This window comes from Paraburkholderia agricolaris, assembly GCF_009455635.1.
Classification (GTDB): domain Bacteria; phylum Pseudomonadota; class Gammaproteobacteria; order Burkholderiales; family Burkholderiaceae; genus Paraburkholderia; species Paraburkholderia agricolaris.
On record NZ_QPER01000001.1, the window covers coordinates 3,658,781 to 3,683,081 of the forward strand.

At 62.1% G+C, this 24,301-nt stretch carries 21 protein-coding genes and 1 tRNA gene; 5 read left to right on the forward strand and 17 right to left on the reverse strand.

Annotated features, from left to right (window positions below):
- Positions 1–16 precede the first annotated feature (16 nt).
- From minC to map, 3 genes are all read right to left on the reverse strand, one after another.
- The gene (gene minC / locus GH665_RS16090; protein ID WP_153136679.1) at positions 17–865 is read right to left on the reverse strand and encodes a septum site-determining protein MinC; all 849 of its coding nucleotides are present in this window, start codon (positions 863–865) and stop codon (positions 17–19) included.
- A 220-nt stretch (positions 866–1,085) separates the two neighbouring features.
- Complete coding sequence (locus GH665_RS16095) at positions 1,086–1,619, reverse strand: GNAT family N-acetyltransferase (protein WP_153136680.1); 534 nt, start codon at positions 1,617–1,619, stop codon at positions 1,086–1,088.
- Positions 1,620–1,804: 185 nt separating this feature from the next.
- On the reverse strand, positions 1,805–2,590 hold the full coding sequence (gene map, locus GH665_RS16100) for a type I methionyl aminopeptidase (RefSeq protein ID WP_153138514.1): 786 nt from the start codon (positions 2,588–2,590) through the stop codon (positions 1,805–1,807).
- A 449-nt stretch (positions 2,591–3,039) separates the two neighbouring features.
- Here map and GH665_RS16105 point away from each other — a divergent pair, with 449 nt between their 5' ends.
- Entirely contained in the window at positions 3,040–4,017 is a 978-nt protein-coding gene (locus GH665_RS16105) for a ferritin-like domain-containing protein (RefSeq protein ID WP_153136681.1), read from the forward strand.
- Between the two features lie 122 nt (positions 4,018–4,139).
- Positions 4,140–5,444 (forward strand): Nramp family divalent metal transporter, encoded by a 1,305-nt coding sequence (locus GH665_RS16110; protein WP_217361881.1) that lies wholly within the window; start codon positions 4,140–4,142, stop codon positions 5,442–5,444.
- Between the two features lie 10 nt (positions 5,445–5,454).
- Here GH665_RS16110 and GH665_RS16115 read toward each other — a convergent pair whose 3' ends face one another.
- From GH665_RS16115 to GH665_RS16140, 6 genes are all read right to left on the reverse strand, one after another.
- On the reverse strand, positions 5,455–5,967 hold the full coding sequence (locus GH665_RS16115; RefSeq protein ID WP_153136682.1) for a chalcone isomerase family protein: 513 nt from the start codon (positions 5,965–5,967) through the stop codon (positions 5,455–5,457).
- A gap of 1 nt (position 5,968) precedes the next feature.
- Entirely contained in the window at positions 5,969–7,180 is a 1,212-nt protein-coding gene (locus tag GH665_RS16120; protein WP_153136683.1) for an SAM-dependent methyltransferase, read from the reverse strand.
- A 12-nt stretch (positions 7,181–7,192) separates the two neighbouring features.
- Entirely contained in the window at positions 7,193–8,050 is an 858-nt protein-coding gene (locus GH665_RS16125; protein ID WP_153136684.1) for a DUF1365 domain-containing protein, read from the reverse strand.
- Positions 8,047–9,351: an NAD(P)/FAD-dependent oxidoreductase gene (locus GH665_RS16130; RefSeq protein WP_153136685.1), complete on the reverse strand. Its 1,305-nt coding sequence runs from the start codon at positions 9,349–9,351 to the stop codon at positions 8,047–8,049. The genes GH665_RS16125 and GH665_RS16130 overlap by 4 nt, the downstream gene beginning before the upstream one ends.
- Before the next feature lie 255 nt (positions 9,352–9,606).
- The gene (locus tag GH665_RS16135; protein WP_153136686.1) at positions 9,607–10,773 is read right to left on the reverse strand and encodes a transporter substrate-binding and LysM peptidoglycan-binding domain-containing protein; all 1,167 of its coding nucleotides are present in this window, start codon (positions 10,771–10,773) and stop codon (positions 9,607–9,609) included.
- A 42-nt stretch (positions 10,774–10,815) separates the two neighbouring features.
- Positions 10,816–11,574: a hypothetical protein gene (locus tag GH665_RS16140; RefSeq protein WP_153136687.1), complete on the reverse strand. Its 759-nt coding sequence runs from the start codon at positions 11,572–11,574 to the stop codon at positions 10,816–10,818.
- 788 nt (positions 11,575–12,362) lie between these two features.
- Between GH665_RS16140 and GH665_RS16145 the strand changes: the two genes are divergently transcribed.
- On the forward strand, positions 12,363–12,770 hold the full coding sequence (locus tag GH665_RS16145; protein WP_153136688.1) for a RidA family protein: 408 nt from the start codon (positions 12,363–12,365) through the stop codon (positions 12,768–12,770).
- A gap of 29 nt (positions 12,771–12,799) precedes the next feature.
- Here the strand turns inward: GH665_RS16145 and GH665_RS16150 are convergent, their stop codons facing one another.
- From GH665_RS16150 to GH665_RS16170, 5 genes are all read right to left on the reverse strand, one after another.
- Complete coding sequence (locus tag GH665_RS16150; protein WP_246216225.1) at positions 12,800–13,735, reverse strand: alpha/beta fold hydrolase; 936 nt, start codon at positions 13,733–13,735, stop codon at positions 12,800–12,802.
- A gap of 14 nt (positions 13,736–13,749) precedes the next feature.
- On the reverse strand, positions 13,750–13,857 hold the full coding sequence (locus GH665_RS39650) for a DUF3563 family protein (protein WP_153136689.1): 108 nt from the start codon (positions 13,855–13,857) through the stop codon (positions 13,750–13,752).
- Positions 13,858–14,074: 217 nt separating this feature from the next.
- Positions 14,075–14,164 (reverse strand) — tRNA-Ser (locus GH665_RS16160).
- A gap of 147 nt (positions 14,165–14,311) precedes the next feature.
- Positions 14,312–15,607 (reverse strand): serine--tRNA ligase, encoded by a 1,296-nt coding sequence (gene serS / locus GH665_RS16165; RefSeq protein WP_153136690.1) that lies wholly within the window; start codon positions 15,605–15,607, stop codon positions 14,312–14,314.
- A gap of 146 nt (positions 15,608–15,753) precedes the next feature.
- The gene (locus GH665_RS16170; RefSeq protein WP_153136691.1) at positions 15,754–17,067 is read right to left on the reverse strand and encodes a replication-associated recombination protein A; all 1,314 of its coding nucleotides are present in this window, start codon (positions 17,065–17,067) and stop codon (positions 15,754–15,756) included.
- 362 nt (positions 17,068–17,429) lie between these two features.
- Between GH665_RS16170 and cytX the strand changes: the two genes are divergently transcribed.
- Positions 17,430–18,746 carry a putative hydroxymethylpyrimidine transporter CytX gene (gene cytX, locus GH665_RS16175; protein WP_153136692.1) on the forward strand — a complete coding sequence of 439 codons (1,317 nt, stop codon included), beginning with the start codon at positions 17,430–17,432 and terminating at the stop codon, positions 18,744–18,746.
- Positions 18,747–18,840: 94 nt separating this feature from the next.
- On the opposite strand, the gene speB is transcribed toward cytX, so the two are convergent.
- The gene (speB, locus tag GH665_RS16180; RefSeq protein WP_028196760.1) at positions 18,841–19,830 is read right to left on the reverse strand and encodes an agmatinase; all 990 of its coding nucleotides are present in this window, start codon (positions 19,828–19,830) and stop codon (positions 18,841–18,843) included.
- A 170-nt stretch (positions 19,831–20,000) separates the two neighbouring features.
- Here speB and GH665_RS16185 point away from each other — a divergent pair, with 170 nt between their 5' ends.
- On the forward strand, positions 20,001–20,921 hold the full coding sequence (locus tag GH665_RS16185; protein WP_153136693.1) for a LysR family transcriptional regulator: 921 nt from the start codon (positions 20,001–20,003) through the stop codon (positions 20,919–20,921).
- 86 nt (positions 20,922–21,007) lie between these two features.
- On the opposite strand, the gene lolA is transcribed toward GH665_RS16185, so the two are convergent.
- On the reverse strand, positions 21,008–21,736 hold the full coding sequence (gene lolA, locus GH665_RS16190; RefSeq protein WP_153136694.1) for an outer membrane lipoprotein chaperone LolA: 729 nt from the start codon (positions 21,734–21,736) through the stop codon (positions 21,008–21,010).
- A 245-nt stretch (positions 21,737–21,981) separates the two neighbouring features.
- Positions 21,982–24,294, reverse strand: a complete 2,313-nt coding sequence (locus GH665_RS16195; protein ID WP_167530952.1) for a DNA translocase FtsK — start codon at positions 24,292–24,294, stop codon at positions 21,982–21,984.
- Positions 24,295–24,301: the final 7 nt, after the last annotated feature.

Genomic DNA, 24,301 nt, shown 5'->3' on the forward strand with positions numbered 1-24,301 from the left:
GTGCGCGTCACGCCGATCAGGTAAGCCGCAGTGGTTCGATCATCAACTTTTCTTCTTCGAGCCAGATCTGCACCGGCTTGCCGAGCACGTCGGCCGGCAGCGGGTTCTCGGTCGTACGATAGATACCTGCGATCGAGATCAGTTCCGGTTCGAGACACGTGCAGAAAATGCGCGCGTCGTGATTGCCCTGCACGCCGGCCAATGCCCGGCCGCGCAGCGGCGCATAAATATGGATGTTGCCTTCCGCAATGACTTCCGCGCCGTAGCTCACCAGGCCGAGCACGACCAGATCGCCCTTTGCGTAGATACGCTGACCCGAGCGCAGCGGCTTGTCGACCACCATGGTTTGCGACGACGTAGCGAGACGGACGGGCTCCACGGCGGGCGCCGGCTCGACCGTGGCGGCCGTGGCCGGGGTGCCGTTTTCCGGCGGCCCGCCGGCGTCAGCAAACAGATCGGCCGGCGGCGCGGCAGTCGCGGCAGTGGCCACCGGCGCCGCAGCAGCGGGATTGGCGCTTTCTTCGTCAGCGGATTTCGCGGTGGCGCCACGGCGGTCGCGCGCTTCGAGCAGCGGCAGCGCGGATTCGGCCGCCCACGCCTGTTGAGCGTTGGCAACCACGCCGACCGGGCGCATGCGCACGCTATCGAGCAGTTGCGCGATGTCGGCGAGCGGCACGCGTTCGTTCTCGGCGAGCCGGCGCACGTCGATCGCGACGACGTCGTTAGCGAAAAATTCGGGGGTCGCCTCGAAGCGCCGGGTCAGTTCGGCACGCATTGCATCGAGGTCGGTTGTCTTGACCACAAACAGGAGCGTGTCGACAGAGCCGCTGCGGAGTTCGAAAAAGGGCGATTTCTTGGGCGACATAGCGTTCGGCAAAAAATTTTGCGTATTTTACAGGCGTACAGGCGGGGAGCGAGTTTTTTTGCCGGGAGAACGCGCCCCTGCGGCCTGAATACCCATGACATAGCCACGCCTCGGCCGTTCAGGCCGCGCTTGGGGCGCTCATTTGGCCATGAACCCGGCAATGAACGCTGCTGCGACGCGGATGGGATGTGAGCGGCAGGCTGACGCGCCGCTCGCGAGATCACTGCTGAAACACCTGCGACGTGGTCGGCACGTGGCGCACCAGCAGGCTTTCGGCCTGCTCGGGCGCACGTGCGACACGCCGATGCTCGCCGGTCGGACCGAAGCCGAGCGCCTCGTAAAAGCGCATCGCATTGCGGTTGGCGTCGGCGACCCACGCGTAGATTTCCATCGCGCCTTCGCCAGCCAGCCAGGCGCTGGCGGTGTCGACCAGCAGCTCGCCGCCGCGCAGATGACGCACGGCCGGCGCCACCCACAACTCGCCGACGAACGCGCGGCGCGCCGCGGTATCGTCGAAATTCGCTTCGATCAGTCCTGCCGGATGGCCTTCGGTATAGAGAATGAAACTGGTGGCGATAAACGAAACAGCGTGTTCGGCAGCGGTGGCGTCGAACGTGGCGGCATCCGCCGACAACGCGTCCTCGAGCGTTTCGCCGAAGGCATAGGGCGCCTCCCGCAACGACGCAGTACGGAGTTCGCGGAAAACGGCGCCCTGATCAGCGGCGATACGGCGAACGGTCAATGACGGACTCATGCAGACGAAAACCCCTTGAAACCCTAACGCATAGCTTTAACCGAACCGGCGCGCGAGTCAAATGCTTATTTACTGGATCGGACCGTAGCGCCGCTCCCAGGTGCTGGCGCCGCGCGCCGATTGCGCGGCCATTCACACGCCCACCGCCTTGATAACCGGCTCGCGAAGCGCGCCGGCCACTGCGTTCAGGGCGCTTCGTAAGCGCCGGTGCCGTCCGGCCACGGCGTCAGCAACTCATAGCCCTCTTCGGTCACGGCGATCATGTGTTCCCATTGCGCGGACAGGGAGCGGTCTTTGGTGACCACCGTCCAGCCGTCGCGCTGCACCGCGGTGCCGGCGCGGCCCGCGTTGATCATCGGTTCGATCGTGAAGACCATGCCCGGCTTCAGACGCACGCCCTGCCCCAGCTGACCGTAGTGCAACACCTGCGGATCTTCGTGATAGACCTTGCCGATGCCGTGGCCGCAGTAGTCGCGCACGATCGAGAAGCCGTCGCGCTGCGCGACCTTCTGGATCGCGTAGCCGACGTCGCCCAGCGTGGCGCCCGGTTTTACCTCACGGATACCGGCCAGCATGGCTTCATAGGTCGTGTCGATCAGCTGGCGCGCCACCGTGCTCGGCTGGCCGACGCAATACATGCGGCTGGTGTCGCCGAAATAGCCGTCTTTGATAATCGCAACGTCGATATTGATGATGTCGCCATCTTTCAGGATTTCGCTGCGATTGGGAATACCGTGGCACACCACCTGGTTGACGGACGTGCAGACGGTCTTCGGAAATCCCAAATAACCAACATTTGCCGGAATAGACTTTTGCGTATTGACAATGTAGTCGTTGCACAGCGCGTCGAGGTCGTCGGTGGAGACACCGGCCTTGACGTGCTCGCCGATCATCGCCAATACGTCGGCCGCGAGGCGGCCGGAGATGCGCAGCTTGGCGATGTCGTCGGGAGTCTTGTAGGTAATGGCCATGAATTCGGTCGAGATGGGTCGATGATGACGAACGCCCAATTGTACAGAGGATCGCCGGACGTCCCCCGCGAACCGGGCTGAATCTGCATCGCGGGCGGCTTCCCGCATGATTTCTAGCGATTTTCAGGGGCTGTTCACGAGCCGCTCAGTGTGGCCATTCAGGTGCCTGCTCCGGAACCGCTCACGGACCGGCTACCCCGCGCGAGACCGCCTCATGCTGCAAGCGCACACGGAAATCTTTTGTGAGCTTTGCATCTGGTGGCCCATTCGCTCCGTAAAGGCGGTTGAGGACTCGCTTTCTTCTCCTGCATCGTTTAGTTCTTCACGGAAGAACGAGGCCTCTTTTTGCGTCCGCGATTTGCGTTTGTGCATCGCCTGTGTAACCGCTTTCCGCGCGTGTGCGTCGCGAGTCCGTGGCATTGGCAGCGAACCATCTGAGGAGCATAGCCATGTCGGAGTCCAGCAATAAATCAGCAGAACTTATCGATGTATTTGACCGCCGGGTAGAACGGCGCCTGCAACGCAGACAGTTTTTCCGCAACGCCGGCGGGCTGGGTCTGGGGTTAGTCGGCGGCACGCTGATCAGTGCGTGCGGTGGTGGCTCCGGCTCGATCGCGTCAGCCCAGAGCGCGCCGACCGATCCGGAAATACTGAACTTCGCGCTGAATCTGGAGTACCTCGAATCGCAGTTCTACACGTACGCGACAACCGGTTCGGGGCTGGCTGCGAGCATGACCACCGGCGTCGGCACACCGGGTGCGGTCATCCCGGGGCAGCAGGTGCCGTTCCAGGATCCGGTGGTTCAGGCTTATGCCAACGAAATCGCCAACGACGAACGCGAGCACGTCGCGTTCCTGCGCAGCGCCCTGGGTTCAGCAGCGGTTGCGATGCCGGCAATCGATATCGGCGGCACCAACCCGAACGGCGCATTCTCCAACGCAGCGCGTGCCGCGGGACTGGTCGGCGCGGGCGTCGCGTTCAACCCGTATGCGAGCGACAACAACTTTCTGCTCGGCGCGTTCATCTTCGAAGACGTCGGCGTGACGGCTTATAAAGGCGCTGCGCCTTTGATCACCAACAAGACCTTCCTGTCAGCCGCCGCCGGCATTCTCGCCGCCGAGGCTTATCACGCGAGCCTGGTGCGCACCGTGCTCTATTCGAAGGGCGTCGACATGTCGAGCCTCATTACGGCGGCCAACGCGATCTCTGCCGCACGCGACAGCCTCGACAACAACGGCAACGACGATCAGGGGATCACCGGCGCGACGCCAGGGACCTCCAACATCGTGCCGCTCGACAGCAATGGGCTCGCGTTCAGCCGCAATTACAGCAACGTCCTCAACATCGTCTACCTGACGAGTTCGGTGGCGGTCAAAGGCGGCTTTTTCCCGAACGGCGTGAACGGGGTGCTCAATATGAGCGCCTGAAACAGGCGCGCTGCAATATCGACTGCACCGGCAACGAGGCCGCCGCGACGACGATCGCGCTCGCCCGTTGGCCGGCCTTCATCTGCATTGCCTTGAACGTCTGAAGCCGTACAGGAGCAGACATGAACGAAGCGATGAGCCAGGCCGCCGTACCGCAGACCCTCACCGAGCAGACCTGTTTCGACATCCGCGAGACCCTGGCCGGACGCCGCCGTGGCTTGCGGGCAATGCTGCCGTTCGCCGGACCGGCGGTGGTCGCCTCGATCGCCTATATGGACCCCGGCAACTTCGCCACCAACATCCAGGCGGGCGCCGGTTACGGCTATACGCTGCTGTGGGTGGTGGCGGTGGCAAACATCGTGGCGATGTTGTTTCAGTCGCTATCGGCCAAGCTGGGGCTCGTAACCGGCCGCAATCTCGCCGAGTTGTGCCGCTCGGCGCTGCCGCGCCGCTGCGTGCTCGCGATGTGGGGCATCAGCGAAATCGCGGCGATGGCGACGGATCTGGCGGAATTCGTCGGTGGCGCGATCGGCGTTTCCTTGCTCACCCATCTGCCGATGATGCCGAGCATGCTGATCACCGCTACCGTCACCTACGGTTTGCTGCAGTTCGAAAAGCGTGGCTTCCGGCCACTCGAACTGGCGATTGCGGCGCTGGTCGGTGTGATCGGGCTGTCGTATCTGGCGGAGTTACTGATTGCACCGGTGCATTGGCCGTCGGTCATCAAGCATACGTTCACACCGACCATACCCGACAGCAACGCGCTAACGATTTCGGTCGGCATCATCGGCGCAACGGTAATGCCGCATGTGATCTTCCTGCATTCGGGACTCACACAGAATCGCGTGAAGCCACGCAACGAACGCGAGTGCAGCAAGCTGCTGCGTTTTTCGAACATCGAAGTGGTGGTCGCACTCGGCGTCGCGGGGCTTATCAACATGGCGATGGTGATCATGGCGTCGAGCGCGTTTCATGCCGGTCACGCCGATATCGCCAGTATCGAAACCGCATGGCGCACGCTCACGCCGCTACTGGGCGGCGCGGCGGCGGGCCTCTTTCTGGCGGCGCTGATCGCCTCCGGCATTTCGAGTTCGGTCGTCGGTACGATGGCTGGACAGATGATCATGCAGGGCTTTGTCGGTTTTCACATCCCTGTGTGGGCGCGGCGGCTGATTACAATGGTGCCGGCCTTCGTGGTGGTGGCCTGCGGCGTGGACGCGACACGCGCACTGGTGCTGAGCCAGGTGGTACTGAGCATCGCGCTGCCGGTACCGATGATCGCGCTGGTGTGGTTCACCTCGCGCGGGAATGTGATGGGGCGCTACCGGAACCGGCGCTCGACCACGATCGCCGCAGTGGCCGGCACGATCGCCGTGCTGGCGCTCAATCTTGTTTTGCTGCTGCAAATTGCCGGCATTTCGCTGTAACCGTTGTGTCCTAGGGCGATACGCCGAGCAACTGTTTGCGTAACGTCGGCGCGCGCGTCGACGGATCGAGCCAGATCCCGAAGAATGCTTGTGCGAAGGCAAGGTCGTCGAACTCGCCGGTCATCCGGTTGCCGGCATAAAAGCGCACGCCTTTGTCCGGCAAATAGATCGCGCTTAGCTGATCGCCTGGACCGACATCCACCAACGCCTGCATCAGGTCCGTGCGCCAGCGCGCCAATGTGTCCGCCGGAATCGGTGCACTCGCGAGACGCTTGATCTCGTTCATCCCGGTATCGACGAATCGCTCGCGCCTGATGCCGCGAGCGTAAATGATATGCAGCGCGAAGCGTTCGTCGTAGCCAACGGGTATGCGTTCGCTCCACATTTGCGCGCGGTATAGCCTGAAGCCGAACACGCTGAAATCGCCCTCGCCCACGAGTTTCGCGGGCTGCACGTCAGCGAGCCAGTCGGCGCTGGCGGCAGTCGCCCACAACGCCAGCACGAGTGCCGCGAATGCGCGCACGTCAGTCGGCCGACGCGAGCACGAACTGCATCACGTCCGTGCGTCCTTCGTCGAAACCGGCTTCACAGTAGGCCAGATAGAGCCGCCACGTGCGCACGAAAATCTCGTCGAAACCTTGTTTCTGGATCGTATCGAGTTGCGCTTCGAACGCACTGCGCCAGCGGCGCAGCGTCTCCGCATAGTCGCGCCCAAACGCCAGGGACTTGCGCGCCGCGAGCTTGCCACGCCGTGCCGCTTCAATGAAATGCTGCGGACTCGGCAGCATGCCCCCCGGGAAAATGAACTCGCGGATAAAGTCGCTCGTCGCCCGATAGGCGGCGAAGTACGAATCGTCGATGGTGATGGTTTGCACCAGCGCGCGTGCGCCCGGCCGCAGACGTTCGCGCAGGATGCGGAAGTATGCCGGCCAGAATTTTTCGCCGACAGCCTCGAACATTTCGATCGAGACAATGCCGTCGTACTCTCCGGTCAGCGTACGGTAGTCTCGCAGTTCGAGGTGCACGCGCTCGCTCAGGCCTTCCTCGTGCGCACGCCTCTGGGCGAATTCGAGCTGCGCCGCGGAAATCGTCACGCCATGCACATGAATGCCCTGACGAGCCGCATGCATCGCAAAACCGCCCCATCCGCAGCCGATTTCCAGAATACGCATGCCTTCGCGTAACCCGAGCGTATCGATGATGCGTTGATACTTGGCGTGCTGAGCGTCTTCAAGCGATTGGTAGAAATTGCCGTCGAACACCGCGCTCGAGTACGTGAACGTCGGGTCCAGCCATTGCGCGTAAAACGCGTTGCCGATGTCGTAGTGCGCGTGAATATTGCGCCGGCTGCCCGAGCGCGTATTAGGTCTCAGCTTATGACGCAGCCCGTACCAGAGTTGCGCGAGCCAGCCGCCATAAACCGTGCGTTGCAGCGCGCGTTCGTTGCGGATTGCCACGCGCAGCAAAGCCGCCAGATCGGGCGTATCCACCCAGAAGGCGCGCCATGCGTCGGCAAAGCCAATATCGCCTTTGCGCAGAATCGCGCCGCACGCACGCCAGTCGCGCAACTCCAGACGCGCACCCGGCGCCGCATGCGAATCGCCGAATACGCGCTGCTGTCCGTCGGGCGTGATCAGCACCAGGTGCCCAACCTGAATCCGCTCGAGCAGCGATAGAAACAGACGGCCGGACGCGGGTACGGTTCGGTGTCCGCTCAGGGTTCGTGAAAGCGCCATGGCTGGATCTCCTCAATCGGACGAAATGGGGCGCGCAGCGGCGGACGGTTGAGCCTGGCCGGCAGCGGTGGGATCGGTGGGTGCATCGGCCGCGCGACCCGGCGCGGGCTGCTTGCCGTAGAACGGCGTTCTCTTGATGGCGAGACGCAGAGCTTGCCAATGAATTCGCGCGATGACACCCACTGTCAGCATGGGCTGACGCAGCAACGCGGCAAGTGCCGCCGGGCGCGTCAAAGGCTTTAGACGGCCACCTACTGCGGTGCGAATCAGAAGCCCGTCAGCGTCCTTGTAATCGATCGAGACCGACACACTGTCAGGCGTCTGCCGGACGCGAAATTCGTAGCGCCCCTCCACGCGGCAAAACGGCGACACGTGCAGCACTTTGCGGCATTCGAGTTCCGTTTCGGCCGTAATCGGCGCGTTCCCAACGGCGCTCAGCAGATAGCAGTGACGCTCGCCAAAGGTGTTGCGCACCTCCGCCAGCAGCGCGCGCAAATGATCATCGCGGTCGTGGCAAAACCAGAAACTAACCGGGTTGAACGCATAGCCGAATACACGCGGAAACGCTTGCAGCCAGATCTTGCCGTCCGCTTCGTCGATGCCTGCCTCGGATAGTTGCGCGCGCATCCATGTGGCAAGATCGCTGCCATCGCGCGGGCCGTGATCGCGCTGATACAAGCTCAGCAAACGCCAGCGGTCGACGCCGAACCAGCCGCTATCGAGCGACGCCAGACGATCCAGATCGCAGCGCAAATAGAACACCGGATACGAGAAGCGATGGCGCTTCGGCCGCAGGCGCTCGTGGATCACTTTGCCCGTCAAAAGCCAGGCGGCCGGATCGACCTCGGCTTCGACACTGGTGGAATTCATAACCTGGCCCATGCCGGCGACACATTGAAATCGGCGGCAACGCGCAGTGCCGATTTCAGACCGTCCTCGTGAAAACCGTAGCCCGTCCACGCGCCGGCGAACCAGGTGCGGCGCCTGCCTTGCAACGACGGCAGCCGGTGCTGCGCATCGATGGCGGCCAGATCGAACAGCGGATGGTCGTAGACGAAGCGGCGCAGCTCAGTGCCCGGCGCCAATTGCGTTACCGGATTGAGCGTGACAACGAGCGGCGTCTTGAACGGCAGCGGCTGGAGCTGATTGACCAGATAGCTGACGCACACCGGATGCATGCCGTCATGCGCGCGGCTTCCCAGATAATTCCACGCCGACCACACGCGCTGACGCCGCGGCAGCAGATTCGTATCCGTATGCAGCACCGCGGCATTCGGCTGATAGCGTACGGCGCCCAGCACGCTGCGTTCGTCCTGATCGGCGTCGTTGCCGAGCAGTCGCAGCGAGGTCGGCGCGTGGGTGGCGAGCACCAGCGCGTCGAAACGCTCGGCGCCCTCGTCGGTGAACACGTCGACCCCGTCGGCATCGCGCCGTACGCCTCGAACCGCGGTGCCGACGCGAACGTCGTCGAGCGCGCCGACGATGCGCCGCACGTACTCGCGCCCTCCTCCGACCACCGTCTTCCACTGCGGCCGCCGATTCACCTGAAGCAGCGCGTGGTTCAGGCAAAAGCGCAGGAAGGTGGTGGCCGGAAAAGCGAGGATATCCGCGGTCGCGCTCGACCAGATCGCCGCGGCCATCGGCAGCAGGTAGTGGCGCTGGAACGCGGAGCCGTAGCCACCCGCCGTCAGCATTTCACCCATCGATGCGCGCGTTTCTATCGCGAGTTCCAGATTGCTCTGCGCGCTGCCGTTGAACCGCACGATGTCGCGCAGCATGCCGATGAAGGTCGGCGAGAACAGGTTGCGGCGTTGTGCGAACACGGTGTTCAGACTGGTGCCGGCCCATTCGAGGCGGCCTTCGTCGAGCGAGACCGAGAAGGTCATGTCGCTCGGATGCGACTCGACGCCTAATTCGGCAAACAACGCGATCAGGTTCGGATAGGTACGGTCGTTAAAAACGAGGAAACCCGTGTCGACGGGATGCGTGTGACCGTCGAGCGTGACGTCCACGGTATTGGTGTGGCCGCCCGCGTAGCCGGCCGATTCGAACAGGGTGACGCGATGGTTGCGCGCCAGCAGCCAGGCACTGGCTAAACCCGAAATACCGGCGCCGACGACCGCGACCCGCGAGCCGCGCGGCGGTGGTGAGGTCGGTGCGGGATGGATCATGGGCGCGTCTCCGGGTGCTGGGCGCGCGCGGTGGGTTAGTTGGGTGTGGCGGGGGGTGCGCGTCCTTGAGAGGATTTACGCAGCGGGGGCTGAAATGGATGCAAACCGGACAGATTCTGGGGATGAACGCGCGCAGGTGAACCCGGCGGGAGCGGCCAGGCAGGCGATTCAGGGGGTAAAGCGAGCGCCCACGTTGCCAGTCAGACAACGGCTTTCGTGCCGGGCCACGAGGGCCCGGCAGGCAGATCTACCGCATCAGCGTAGTGGAATAATCAGGTGCTGCCCGATGAGGATCAGATTGGGGTTCGGAAGGTTATTGCGCTTTTGTACGTCCACAAATCGCGCACCGCTGCCCAACTGACTCGCGGCAATGGCATTCAGCGTGTCGCCGGCGCGGACCACGTAGGTCTTCTCCCCGCTGGCCGCCGCGGTAGTCAATACCTGATCGCTGATGAAATATTTACGTAGCAGATCCAGATACGCGGGCGACTGTTTGACCTTCGCGATCGCGGAATTCAGGTAGATCAGGAGCGCGCTGTCTTCCTTGCGTACGCCGATTTTGTACGCGAGATTGGACCCGTCCAGTTTTGTGACGGCGAACGTCAAGTCAGTGCCCTTGATCTCCGAGACGCCGAACGGATAGTCGTAGACGATGGCGTCGACCTGATGTTCGTCCAGGAAGTGCGACATCCACGAACGCTGCCCCTCGATGCTCGCATCCGATAGTTCGACGATTTTGCTGTTCGGAAACGCTTTCAGGACAAACGCTTTCACATCCGGATCGCCCTGCAGCACGCCGATCGTTTTGCCCGCCAGATCAGTTGCGGAGCGGACCGGCGAGCCCCTGGCGACGATCAGCGAATAACCGAAGTCCTCGACATAGGGAATCGAATAGACGACGCCGCTCGGGGTGTTGTCGGGGAACGTCAGGCCGTCCATCGCGACGTCGACAAGCGCATTGCCTTGCTTGTCGGTTTTCGTCAGTTGATCCGGGACAGCCGGATACGTGTCCACGCCATGATGCGTATCGACCGTGATGATCGCGTGGTCGCCCGAGGTGAACTCTTTCTGCGCGAACAGCAGATTGGCAAAATCGACGTTGAAGCCTTGCGGCTTGCCGTTGTCTTCCGAGTAGAACGGCCGCGACGGGTTTTCGACACTAACGCGTACGACACCGTTGCTCAGTATCGATTTCAGCGTGTCCTTGTTGGGCACGAACCCGTCCGGATTGCCCGGCGGCGACGTTTTGACGTCGGCGTTGCCAGTATTGGTGGCGTTGCCGGTGTCCACCCCGTTCACTGCGACGGTGTCTTTGTCGGCGCTCTGCACGCTGTTAAGAGGATTTTTCAGGCCGCCCTCGTGGATATACCAACCGGCAGCCAGCAAGATCAGGAAAAGAACCGAACCCAGAATTTTCTTCATTATTTTTTGATCGAGTTGAGTAGTCGAGCGGCGCGTGCCTGATTATTTGGGTGCCGCGGGCGAACCGAGTTGCTGAGCCGGCGGATCGATCGTGCCCAACTCAGTAGCGGCCTTGGCTTGTTGCACTTCCGCGCTTTCCATCAGCGATGTTTCCATTTCGGAAAATGCCTTGTTGACCGAGTTCATCACGGAGTCTAGTGCGGCGTCCGTTTTGATTTGCGCGAAAGTGTCGCTGGTTTGCATTCCGGCGATCTTGTTCATCCGTTGTGCGGATTGCGACATATCCCAAAGCGCTTTGGCCCGATCGATCGCGTCGGAGAATCGCTTGAGTTCGTCCTGCACCTGCTTGTAGCGCCCTTCGCGAAACGCCAGCAGTTTTTTCATCGTTGCGAGTTGCCCCTCGAAACGCGCCGCGTCTTCGGGATATTGTTTTTTGAATAAAACGGTCTTGTCTTCGAAGTTTTTCACTTCCGTGCGAAAGTCAGTGATGCTTTTCTTGAAGCGTTCCGCACCTTCCTGCTTTTCCGCCAGTTCGTTATAAAGCGTCTCGATCGGATTCGACTTCGCCTCGTTCACGAACATCTTGACTTTCTGGTTCGCGAATTTCATTGCGAGGACGGGGCCGAAGTTGATCGCCGCAAGGCCGATCACCGCAGCGAGGATCAGACCGACCAGGCCTTTGACCAGCAGGATTGCGAGCGGCGCGCCGATAGCGATGCACAGCCCGATAATCGACCACTTGATGACTTTGTATCTGGTGGAGCTTGTGGTCGTGTCAACGACCGAATTGCCAACTGACATGTGAATCCCCTTTTGAAGCCTGTTTTACAAAACTGGTTTTCAAACTATTCGGGACATCGTTGTGGCTATGCGTTTGGGGTCGGCTTTTTGGGACTCGGCGCGAAAACGCTGTATGACTTTACAGCCACTGAGGCGGCTCGGGAAGTGCCACGTTTTTTTCATCGCCACCCAACGGATCATTCAACAGATCACGAGTTCGAGTTTATCTAATGGTCAGCGGTGGCAGGCGTCGCATTCAGGCAGAATAATCCTGACAAAAATAGATCAATTTATTTTCTAATTGCTTTCAATTCGCGTAACCGCTGCACGCGGACCGACCTGCTATTTGAGTTGAAGCGCCTTGCGCATAAGCGCTGCCGGTAGGGAAGACGATTGCGCTGGCGGCCACAGTTCGAAGAACGTTCATTTTGCTTGACTCCGGAAAGTTGAATCGGGACGGGTCCTGATGAAGAGGCAACGGACGTGATGCCCTGCCCTTGCGTCAGGAACCTGCCAGGCGTTGTGGTGCGAGACGCCTGAGCACATGCTGCGTGCGCGAGACCGTTTCGCCCATGGAGGCTGAATGAAGAAATCCTTAATTTTCGCGGCGGAGCGTTTGGGCTCGGAGACCAGGCCGTGAAATGAAGTGGGCGCTGCGAGGAGCGTGGTGCTCAAGTGACGCTAATCGACCAGCGAAGATCGTTCCCAGTTCGGCTTCAGCAGGTCGACTTCAGAGCAAACTCGGCCGGCCGCGGTCATAATTCGCAGCGCAGCAAATGACCGCTTCAATCGTGCCCAGGAAAAATCACATGACAGACCGCGAATTGATCGTCCCGCCGACGATGCAACGTATCGTAGAACGAGCAGGCTATGTACCCGCAGTGAAGGTCGGCGCCACCGTGTTCTGCGCCGGACAGGTCGGGCGTTCAGTCGAACTGGAAGTGATCGCCGATCCCGAGGCGCAATTCCTGGCGTGCTGGGAAAATCTGCGCGTTGTGCTGCAAGCTGCGGGCTGTACCTTTGAAGACGTTGTCGACATGACGACGTACCACGTGCAGATGAGCACGCATATGCCGGTATTCCGCGAGGTGAAGAACCGGGTTTTCCCACGCGGCACATGCGCCTGGACGACCATCGGTGTGTCAGAGCTCGCGCATCCGGGCTTGCTGGTCGAGATCAAGTGCGTGGCAGTGAAGCGGGATTCATCAGCAACGTGACGGTCCACTAATATCTGAACGCGCCACACTCAATGGCGAGAGCAGCGATCAATGAATTCCGTGACCAGACTCGTGATTTCCGCCGGCCGCTCCAGGCTCGGCAGATGGGCCGCGCCCGACAGTTCATGGTACGACCCGTTCAGCACTGTAGTTGCAACATAACGGCTTCGCTCCTGAATGCCGGGAAGGTCGAGATCACCGCAAATCACCAGCGAGGGCACCGAGATCTCAGCCAAACGGTCGTAGGCAGGCGCGGCATCAAGATTCGCCCCGATCGGCGCAGACCTGAGCGCAACTGAGTTCATGTCGAGGAACAGTTGGCGAGCCTGACCCGTAACACGACCTTCGGGCTCGAGTGGGCCGTCCAGAGAAAGGCGTGTTCTGATCGCGATCGCCCGATCTATATCGCCGATCTTTTCGGCTTGCTTCAGTTGCATCCGTAGACCCTCGATTTCAGGCGAGCCGATTGCCTCCGGCGCACCGGTCACGTTGGGTGCAATGAGAACAAGGGCACGCACGCGTGATGGATGCCGAAGCGCCGCGTCGAGCGCGATCCCCCCACCCTGTGAGCACCCGACCAGGATCACCGGCTTGCCGTGCGCCATGGCGTCAATCACCGCCATCAGGTCCGCGACTGCAGAAAAGTCCTCCTCGTCGGCACGGGTCTCGCCGAAGCCTCGACGATCATAAGCAATCGCCTTGTTATGCGCGCCCACGCCATCCAGTTGGTCGTGCCACATACGGTTATCAGCAACACGTGCATGCAGAAAGACAACAGAGTCGCCATTGCCGACGACTTTCGCAGCCAACATGGCACGGCCGGACGCAACTCTAAAATTCGAACTCATGAATCGTCCTAAGTTCTGGTGAGGATTCGATCTGAAATTCGGCGACAGAATCCGCTGCTCGGTTACGGGGACATCGTCCTTTCCGAGGCAGCCGGTAAAATCGGCGCGCTGTGCCATCACTCGCTCCCGAGTCAGATTTCTCCGTTGGGTTCCAGACATCGCATCCGCCTTTCGAGGTCCGCAAGGTCAGCCGATGCGGCGAGGTAAACATTGCGGCGGTTCCGTGCAGCAGACTCCATCAACCGCACGATCGTCCTGTGTAGAGGTATTCAAGCATGAATGGCTTCCGTTGGTGGTGGCGTATGTTTCGCCGACATACGGCCACGTCCTGCCAGAGCGTTCGATACTCAGGGGAATGTTGCGATACAGCGGATACGGGATCTTTCAAACAACCCAACTTGGCCGCCCCAAAAGCAAAACCCCGCAAGAACTTTCGTTCTGCGGGGTTTTTAAATTTGGCGGAAAGGGTGAGATTCGAACTCACGGTACCCCTAAAGGTACACTGGATTTCGAGTCCAGCGCATTCGACCACTCTGCCACCTTTCCGGGTCTTCCAACTCACCGGCAACGAGGCCAATTCGTCAGATCCAAGCGGGTCGTTGCTTGGGAGAGAAAGATTATAGAACAACCGAATCCGCTTTCCAAGCCCCTCGTCAAAAAAATTTCAAAGAAGCCTGGCAATCGGCAACGGCATCAAGCCGCCGGCACTTCCAGCCGTTCCACACCACCGAGGTACGGACGCAGTGCCACCGGCACCGTCACCGAACCATCCGCGTTCTGGAAGTTCTCAAGCACGGCCACGAGCGTACGGCCCACCGCCAGACCCGATCCGTTCAGCGTATGCACCAGCTCGGGCTTGCCTTGCGCATTGCGGAAGCGCGCCTGCATCCGGCGAGCCTGGAACGACTCCGTATTCGAGCAGCTCGAAATCTCGCGATACGTATTCTGCGCGGGCACCCACACTTCCAGGTCGTACGTCTTGGCAGCCGAGAAGCCCATATCGCCCGTGCACAGCGTGATCACACGGTACGGCAATTCGAGCTTCTGCAGAATCGTCTCCGCATGGCCGACCATCTGCTCGAGCGCGTCATACGACGTTTCCGGCGCAACGATCTGCACCATCTCGACCTTGTCGAACTGATGCTGGCGGATCAGGCCGCGCGTATCGCGGCCATACGAGCCCGCTTCCGAGCGGAAGCACGGCGAATGCGCGGTCAGTTTGATCGGCAGCGTTTCCGCTTCGACGATGCTGTCGCGCACCGTGTTCGTCAGCGAAATTTCCGACGTCGAAATCAGATACTGGGTGACCGTATTCTCTTCACCGCCCTTCTCGACGCGGAACATGTCGTCGGCGAATTTCGGCAGTTGGCCGGTACCGTACAGAATCTCCGGATTCACGATGTACGGCGTGTACACCTCGGTGTAGCCGTGATGCAGCGCGTGCGTGTCGATCATGAACTGCGCCAGCGCGCGATGCAGCCGGGCAATCTGGCCGCGCAGCATCGTGAAGCGCGCGCCCGACAGCTTCGCGCCGGTCTCGAAGTCGAGGCCAAGCGGCGTGCCGACGTCGACGTGATCCTTCACCTCGAAATCGAACTGGCGCGGCGTGCCCCAGCGGCGCACTTCGACATTGCCGGCTTCGTCCGTACCGACCGGCACGCTTTCGTGCGCCAGGTTCGGCACGCCGAGCAGCAGGTCGGACAAACGCTTCTGGATGTCGTCGAGCCTGGCCGCCGATGCCTTCATCCCGTCGCCGATACCGCCCACTTCGGCCATCAGCGCCGAGGTGTCCTCGCCCCGCCCTTTCATCCCGCCGATCTGCTTCGACAAGGTGTTGCGGCGCGCCTGCATCTCTTCAGTACGGGTCTGGGTGTCGCGGCGTTCCGCTTCGAGCGCGGTAAAGGCCGCCACGTCGAGGGTATAGCCGCGGTCGGCGAGGCGTTTGGCGACGCCGTCGAGGTCTTTGCGCAGCAACTGGATGTCGAGCATGGAATGGGGCGGGTGTTCGTTATATGAAGCTGGGATTTTAGCGCACCAGCGCCGGCGGCCGGTGCGTTAGATGGTCAAGGCATGCGGAATGACGACATGGCAGCCGGAACAGCCGCGCAAGTGCATGAAACCGCAAGCGAAACCGCTCAGCCCTTTTTGGGCTTGTTCTCACTGCGCCACTGCGCGTCGAGCTCGGCCAGACGCGCCATCTTGTCGCCGATCTTGCCTTCAAGACCCCGCGGCGTCGGCTCGTACCAATGCGGGTCGCGCATGTTGTCCGGCAGATAGGTCTCACCGGCTGCGTAGGCATCGGGTTCGTCGTGCGCATAGCGGTATTCGTGACCGTAGCCGAGTTCTTTCATCAGCTTGGTCGGCGCGTTGCGCAGATGCACCGGCACGCCGCGCGACTGGTCCTTGCTCACGAACCGCCGCGCCTCGTTGTACGCGTTGTATCCGGCGTTCGACTTCGGCGCGACTGCCAGATAAATAATCGCCTGCGCCAGCGCCAGCTCTCCTTCGGGCGTACCGAGACGTTCATAGGTTTCGGACGCGTCCAGCGCGATGCGGGCCGCGCGTGGGTCGGCAAGGCCGATGTCTTCCCACGCCATGCGCACGATCCGGCGCGCGAGGTAGCGCGGGTCCGCGCCGCCGTCGAGCATGCGGCAAAACCAGTACAGCGCGCCGTCCGGGCTGCTGCCGCGCACCGATTTATGCAGCGCGCTGATCTGGTCGTAGAACGCGTCGCCGCCTTTGTCGAAGCGGCGCAGATTCTCGGCGAGCGCGCTGCCGAGCAAGGCGCCGTCGATTTCGGTGCTCTTCTGCTGAGCCGCCGCGCGCGCGACGATTTCCAGGTTGTTCAGGAGCTTGCGGCCGTCGCCATCGGCGGAACCGATCAGGGCGTCACGCGCTTCGTCGGTGAACGTGAGACCGCCGAGTTCTTGCTGCGCACGCTCGAGCAGTTCGCTCTGCTCTTCGTCGGTGAGGCTTTTCAGCACATAGACGGCGGCTCGCGAGAGCAACGCGCTATTGACCTCGAACGACGGATTCTCGGTCGTCGCGCCGACGAACACGAACAGCCCCGACTCGACGTGCGGCAAGAACGCGTCCTGCTGGCTCTTGTTGAAGCGATGCACCTCGTCGACGAACACCAGCGTCTGATGCCCGTTCGCGCGATGAATCTGCGCGGTTTCGACGGCTTCGCGGATATCCTTCACGCCCGAGAGCACCGCGGACAACGCGATGAACTCAGCGTGAAACGCGTCGGCCATAAGCCGCGCGAGCGTGGTCTTGCCGACGCCGGGCGGGCCCCACAGGATCATCGAATGGGCTTCGCCGGATTCGAAAGCGACCCGCAGCGGCTTGTTCGGGCCGAGCAGATGCTTCTGGCCGATTACTTCGTCGATATTGCGGGGCCGCAGGCGTTCAGCGAGCGGAACATTGGCACGGGTTTCTTCAAACATGGCGTTTTGGGGATAATCTCGGCTTTTCCGGACGCGGTCCGTGTGAAGGCGGCGTGCTGCCGGTGAGCCACGCCCACACGCCAGGCGTGCGGGCAACGTCCTGCATTATGACAGCCACGGCGTCCGGGCGATGAGCGCGCCGATCAAGCCGGTAATCTCGCCGACAGCCTGACAGGCTATCATCGCGCGCGGATTGGACGGCAATACTGGCATCGCACGCGAATTTAGACGCAACACCAACCGCAACTACGTTGCATGGGACCGGAGTAGGCGCTTTGCATGGGATCAGAGTAACGCGCTAAAACGCGAACTCTGGTCGGCAGCTAAAGCGCTAACTCCGGTCGACACAGGAACAAGATTAGATGGCACAAGATCCACTCACCGGCGACGCCGGCTCCACCTACGCACCGCTCACGCCGGTGCCCGACGCGCGCCGCGCGTTCCGCACCGGCGATGCTTTCGCGCTCTGGTTCTCGCTCGGCATCGGCCTGCTGGTTGCGCAGGCGGGCGCGCTGCTGGTGCCGGGCTTATCGCTGCCGCATGCGTTGCTGGCCATCCTGATCGGCAGCGTGATCGGTGTCGTTCTGCTGGCGCTGGCCGGCGTGGTCGGCACGGACACGGGTCTCGCGGCCATGTCGTCGCTGCGGCCGACGCTCGGCGTGCGCGGTGCCTCGGTGCCTGCCGTGCTGAACGCGGTGCAACTGGTCGGCTGGGGCTCGTTCGAAGTGATCGTGATGCGCGATTCCGCCGATGCGCTCGCCAAACAGGCCTTCGGTTTCTCGATGCCGCTGATCTGGACCGTGATCTTCGGTTTGCTCGCCACGCTGCTGGCCATTAGCGGCCCACTGTCGTTCGTGCGCCGGTTTCTGCGCACGTGGGGCATCTGGCTGCTGCTGGCGGGCGCCGCGTGGCTCTCGTGGAATCTGCTTGCCAGGCACGATCTGGCCGCGCTGATGCGCCGTCCGGGCACGGGCGAGATGTCGTTCGGCGGCGCCATCGATCTGGTGGTCGCGATGCCGCTCTCGTGGCTGCCGCTGATCGCCGACTACACGCGCTTCGGCCGACGCCCCGGTGAGACTTTCCGCGGCACGCTGCTCGGTTACGGCATTGCGAATATCTGGTTCTACGCGCTCGGCGCGATCTACGGCCTCGCGGCAGGCGGTGGCGATGCGCTGCTGACCGGCGCGCTGGCTCAAGCGGGCGGCGGCCTCGCCCTGCTGCTGATCCTGATCGACGAAGTCGACAACGCATTCGCCGATATCCACTCGGCAGCGGTCTCGACCGGCACGTTCTGGACGCGCGGCAGCGTGCCGCTGTTGTCGGCGGCATTCGGCGCGCTGTGCACGGCGATCGCCCTGCTCGTGCCGATGGCGAAGTATCAGAACTTCCTGCTGCTGATCGGCTCCGTATTCGCACCGCTGTTCGGCGTGATGCTGGTGGATCACTTCATCGTACGCAAGCGTCGCATTGAAGCCGCTGCGCTCGGCGACGTGCGCGGCCGCTATGGCTTCTCCGGTGGCTGGCATCTGAGCGCGTTCGCAGCGTGGGCGATCGGGATCGTGTCGTATCAGGTAATCAACCAATGGCTGCCGAACCTGGGTGCGACCTTGCCCTCGCTGGCGATCGGCGCGGTGTGTTATCTGGCGCTGGTATCGGCTCGGAAAACTGCTTACGCCTGAGTCTCGCAAGTATCCGCGCAATACGGAAAAGGCCTGCAAATGCAGGCCTTTTCTACTTGGGCACGGTCAGCACCCGATCAGTGCGACCCGCGATTCATCGCTTCGACGCCCGATACTCGACGCCCGGCAGCACGCACAGCAATTCGAAGGCGAGATTCGCGCCGAGCAGCGCGGTCGTGCCAAACGGATCGTACGGCGGCGCCACCTCAACCAGATCGCAGCCGACGATATTCAACCCGTGCGAGCCGCGGATGATCTCCAACGCCTGCGGCACCGTCAAACCGGCGATTTCCGGCGTGCCCGTACCCGGCGCGAACGCCGGATCGATACCATCGATATCGAAGGTGATGTACACCGGACCATCGCCCATGCGTTCACGCACACGCGCCATCAGCGGGACCAGCGACTGGTTCCAGCACGCCTCGGCCTGCACCACTTCAAAGCCCTGGTCGCGGCACCAGTCGAAATCTTCCGCCGCGTAGCCCGTGCCGCGCAGACCGATCTGCACAACGCGGTCGCAGTCGAGCAGGCCTTCTTCCACCGCGCGGCGGAACGGCGTGCCGTGCGCGATTTTCTCGCCCATCATCGTGTCGTTGACGTCCGCATGCGCGTCGACGTGAATCAGACCGACCTTGCCGTGTTTGCGATGAATCGCGCGCAGGATCGGCAACGCGATCGTGTGGTCGCCGCCCAGCGTGATCGGCTTGCAGTTGTGCTGGAGGATTTCGTCGTAGGCAGTCTCAATGCGCTTGATCGAATCGTGCAGGTTGTACGGATTGATCGCGACGTCGCCGAGATCGGCCACGCGCAGCGAATCGAACGGCGCGGCGCGCGTCGCCATGTTGTACGGACGCAGCAGCACGGATTCGCTGCGGATCTGGCGCGGCCCGAAGCGCGCGCCGGTGCGGTTCGAGGTGCCGAGATCGAATGGCACGCCGACAAAGCAGGCGTCGAACCCTTCGGCCGAACCGACGTTCGGCAGCCGCATCATCGTGGCAATGCCGCCGCAACGGGGCATGGCGTTGCCGGACAGCGGCTGCGGCCGTTCACCGGCCTCGGGAGAAATGAAGGAGGAAGTATTCATCGTGTCTCGGCAATGAAAAGGGAGCAATGAGCAAATCTGTGCAACCGGCCGAGGGATCAATACGAAAAGCGCACCTCGCCGGGCGAATCTCGATTCTTGAGCACTTTCACGCAAGTTAAAATACCAACAGAATAAACTTCACATTGATTCGTAGCGATGTATCCTGACGTATGTTCTCTCAACTCACCGACCTCGACCTGCGGCTGATCCGCGTTTTCCTCGCCATCGTCGACGCCGGCGGCGTCTCGCCGGCCCAAGCCACGCTGAATGTCGGCCAGTCGACCATCAGCACGCAACTCGCCACGCTGGAAACACGCCTCGGCTACCGTCTGTGCGAGCGCGGCCGCGGCGGCTTCAGCCTGACCGCGCGCGGCGAGCAATTTATCGATGCGGCTCGTGCGCTGCTATCCGCTGTCGATACCTTCGGCATGCAGGCGCGCAACGTCGGCCGCAAGCTGGTCGGCACGCTCGATATCGGCATGATCGGCCACACGCCGGTGTCGGCAAGCGCGCGTATCAGCGACGCGATCGGACGGTTTCGGGCGCGTGATCAGTCGGTTCGATTTTCGATTCTGGTGCGCTCGCCGGGCGAACTCGAGGAACTGCTGCTGAATGGCCGGATTCAGGTCGGCATCGGCTATTTCTGGCACCGTGTGCCGTCGCTCGAGTACACCGAGGTGTTCGCCGAAGATCAGTTCGCCTATTGCGCCAAGGGGCATCCGCTGTTCGCTTCAGCCGGCGAGGTGCCGCCCGCCGACGCCGCGGCTCACGAATGGGCGTGGCGCAGCTATCCGCTCCCCGAAGCTGAAAGTTCGACCACGCCGCAAAACGTAACCGCCGTCGCCGACAACATGGAAGCGGTCGCGATGCTGGTGCTCTCAGGGCATCATCTCGGCTATTTGCCGGGACATTTCGCGGCGCCGTTCGTCAAACAGGGCTTGCTGGCCGCGTTGAATCCCGCACAGATGCGATATCGTGTGGCGTTCCATATGGTCACGCGCGCGCGGCAGCATCGAACGGATATCGTTGAAGCGTTTATCGACGATATGAAATCCGCGCATCCGGCGCAGGTGTTGGAAGTGGATGAGTAAGCGGTTCGGCGTCGCACGTGCCGCCAAAAGAAAAGCCGCGCAATTGAAGCGCGGCTTTTTCCCTTTCGTAGGCAAACCGAAGCGGTTTAACCGTTGATCACGTCCGCGCCCTTCGGCACCGTGAACTTGAATGCATCGACCGGCAGCGGCGGATTCTTCTGAATGTTCGAGAAGGTCAGCAGTGTCACATTGCCGAACACATCGTGCAGTTCCATCGCCTCAAGATTGCCGTCCTTGAAGCCTATGCCGACGCGCTGAAACTGCGTGTCTTTCGCCTTGGGCGTCAACTCGAGCCAGTCGATGCCGGCCTTCACGCCCGCATCGCGCAGCGTGAAATTCTTGTCCAGATCGTTGCTGCCAAACAGAATCGCGGCGGGGCTCGCGCCGAGTGCGCCGCCAAGGCTGCGCACCGTCACCTGATTCAGGTCCTTGTCGTACACATAGAGCTTGTCGCCATCGGCTTGCAGCAATTGCGCATAAGGTTTCTCGTATTGCCAGATGAACTTGCCGGGACGCGCGAAAGTGAACGTGCCGCTAGACGTGCCGGTCTTGCCCGCTGTGGACAGTACGCCGCTCGCACCCTGCGCCTTGCTCGGCGCGCGCACTTCCTGCTGCACAAAGGTACCGCGCGCGGAATGCACCTGCGCGACGAACGCCTTCAGTTGCTCGGTGCCGCTCGCGAATGCCTGCGACGCAACGAGCACCGACGCGCCAATCGCCACGCTGCCGACGCCACGTACGATCGTGCGCGCGAGTTGGCTGAAACGGCCCGGTTGAGCACTCTGTCGAGCGTGCTGCTGCGCGAATAGTTGCATGGTGTTTTTCTCCCTTGATTGAATTTGTCGAGCGGTCATGGCGGCGGGCGTTAATTGCCGCGTCCGCCTGATCGTGGCGGCTGGCTTGCGCCGCGCCGCCGAGGGACGAACCCTCAGCCTTGAGGTCATAGCTTAAGCAAGAAGCCTTAAACAGGACTTACGAGCAGGACTTATGAGCAGGACCTATGAGCAGCACCGATACGCGGGTCTCGTGGCTGATTCGCCGCAATAGCCTTATGAACCGGCTATTCCGCTTCCCGTGCCGGCGCCAGAATCTCGCGATTACCATTCGACGACATTGCCGACACCACACCCGAGTTCTCCATCTGCTCGAGCAGGCGCGCCGCGCGGTTATAGCCGATGCGCAGATGCCGCTGCACCAGCGAGATCGACGCGCGGCGGTTCTTGAGCACCACGTCGACCGCCTGGTCGTATAACGGGTCGGCCTCGCCATCGCCCGAGCCGCCGCCGGCACCCGCCGAGCCTTCGTCGCCCTCGCCCGTCACGCCGCCTTCGAGAATGCCCTCGATATAGTTCGGTTCGCCCTGCTCCTTGAGCTTGTCGACCACGCGGTGCACTTCTTCGTCCGACACGAACGCACCGTGCACGCGTACCGGCAAACCGCTGCCCGGCGGCAGGTACAACATGTCGCCCATGCCGAGCAGCGATTCCGCGCCCTGCTGGTCGAGAATCGTGCGCGAGTCGATCTTCGACGACACCTGGAACGCCATGCGCGTCGGCACGTTGGCCTTGATCAGGCCGGTAATCACGTCGACCGACGGGCGCTGCGTTGCCAGAATCAGATGGATGCCCGCCGCGCGTGCCTTCTGCGCAATCCGCGCGATCAGTTCCTCGACCTTCTTGCCGACCACCATCATCAGGTCGGCCAATTCGTCGATCACGACCACGATGTTCGGCAAACGCGTTAGCGGTTCCGGATCGTCCGGCGTCAAGCTGAACGGATTCGGCAGCTTCTCTTCGCGCTTCGTGGCTTCGTCGATCTTGTTGTTGTAGCCGGCGAGGTTACGCACGCCGAGCTTGCTCATCAGCTTGTAGCGGCGCTCCATTTCAGCCACCGCCCAATTCAGCGCGTGACCCGCCTGGCGCATATCCGTGACCACCGGACACAGCAGATGCGGAATGCCCTCGTAGACGCTCATTTCGAGCATCTTCGGATCGATCAGGATCATACGGACCTGCTCGGCGCTCGCCTTGTAGAGCAGCGACAGGATCATCGCGTTGATGCCCACCGACTTGCCCGAGCCGGTGGTACCGGCCACCAGCAAGTGCGGCATTTTCGCGAGGTCGGCGCACACTGGCTTGCCGCCGATGTCCTTGCCGAGGCCCATGGTGAGCGGCGAAGCCGCGTCCGCATAAACAGCCGAGCCGAGAATCTCCGAGAGACTCACGGTCTGACGGCGCTGGTTCGGCAACTCCAGCGCCATGAAATTCTTACCCGGAATCGTCTCGACCACGCGAATCGAGACCAGCGACAGCGAACGCGCCAGGTCCTTCGCCAGACCGACGATCTGACTGCCCTTCACGCCGGTGGCCGGCTCGATTTCGTAACGCGTGACGACCGGACCCGGATACGCGGCAACCACGCTCACTTCGACGCCGAAGTCCTTGAGCTTTTTCTCGATCAGACGCGAGGTGAATTCCAGCGTGTCGGCGGAGATGGTTTCCTGCGCGACCGGCGCCGCGTCGAGCAGCGAGATGGGCGGCAAGGTGGAATCGCCCGGCAGGTCGGTGAACAGCGGCACTTGCCGCTCTTTCTCGACGCGCTCCGATTTGGCGGGTGTCACGACCGGCGGCACGATCATGACCGGCTCGTGCTCCTCGATCCGCACACGGCCCTTTTCGACCTTGCCTTCGCGCTTCACCGCGGCGGCTTCGCCCAGTTTCCGGTCGCGGCCGGCCTCGCGGCGCAGCTTGGCGAACGTGACAGCCGAGATGATCGATTCGCCGACCTTTTCCGACACCGACAGCCACGAGAACCGGAAATACAGCGACAAGCCGATGCCGAGCACGACCAGCAGCGCCAAGGTGCCGCCCGTGAAGCCCAGCGCATGCGAGATACCGCGCGCGACCGCTTCGCCGACCACGCCGCCCGGCGCACGCGGCAGTTGCACTTTCAGCGACCACATGCGCAAAGCTTCGATACCGTCGCACGCAAGCAACACCAGCATGAATGCGAAGGCGTCCGCAAGCCAGCCGGCATCGCGCGGCGCGTCTTCCTGCAGTTCCTCGTGACGGGTGATACGGCGGTAATTGGCGGAGATATGGCGGCCGAGCAGCACGATCCACCAGTAGGCGGACAGCCCAAACAGCAGCAGCAGGATGTCGGACGTCCATGCGCCGACGCGGCCCGCCCAGTTGGCGATATGGTCGACCTGCGCGGCGTGCGTCCAGCTCGGATCGTGCCGGCTGTAGCTGACGAGCGCCATGAGCAGGAACACGCCGAGCGCGACCTGCAAGATCCAGCGGATTTCGGTGAAAAGGCGCGACATGCGGTGCGGCAATGCCTGCGCGCTCGCGGAATAGGGAGCTTTTGCCATTGATCCT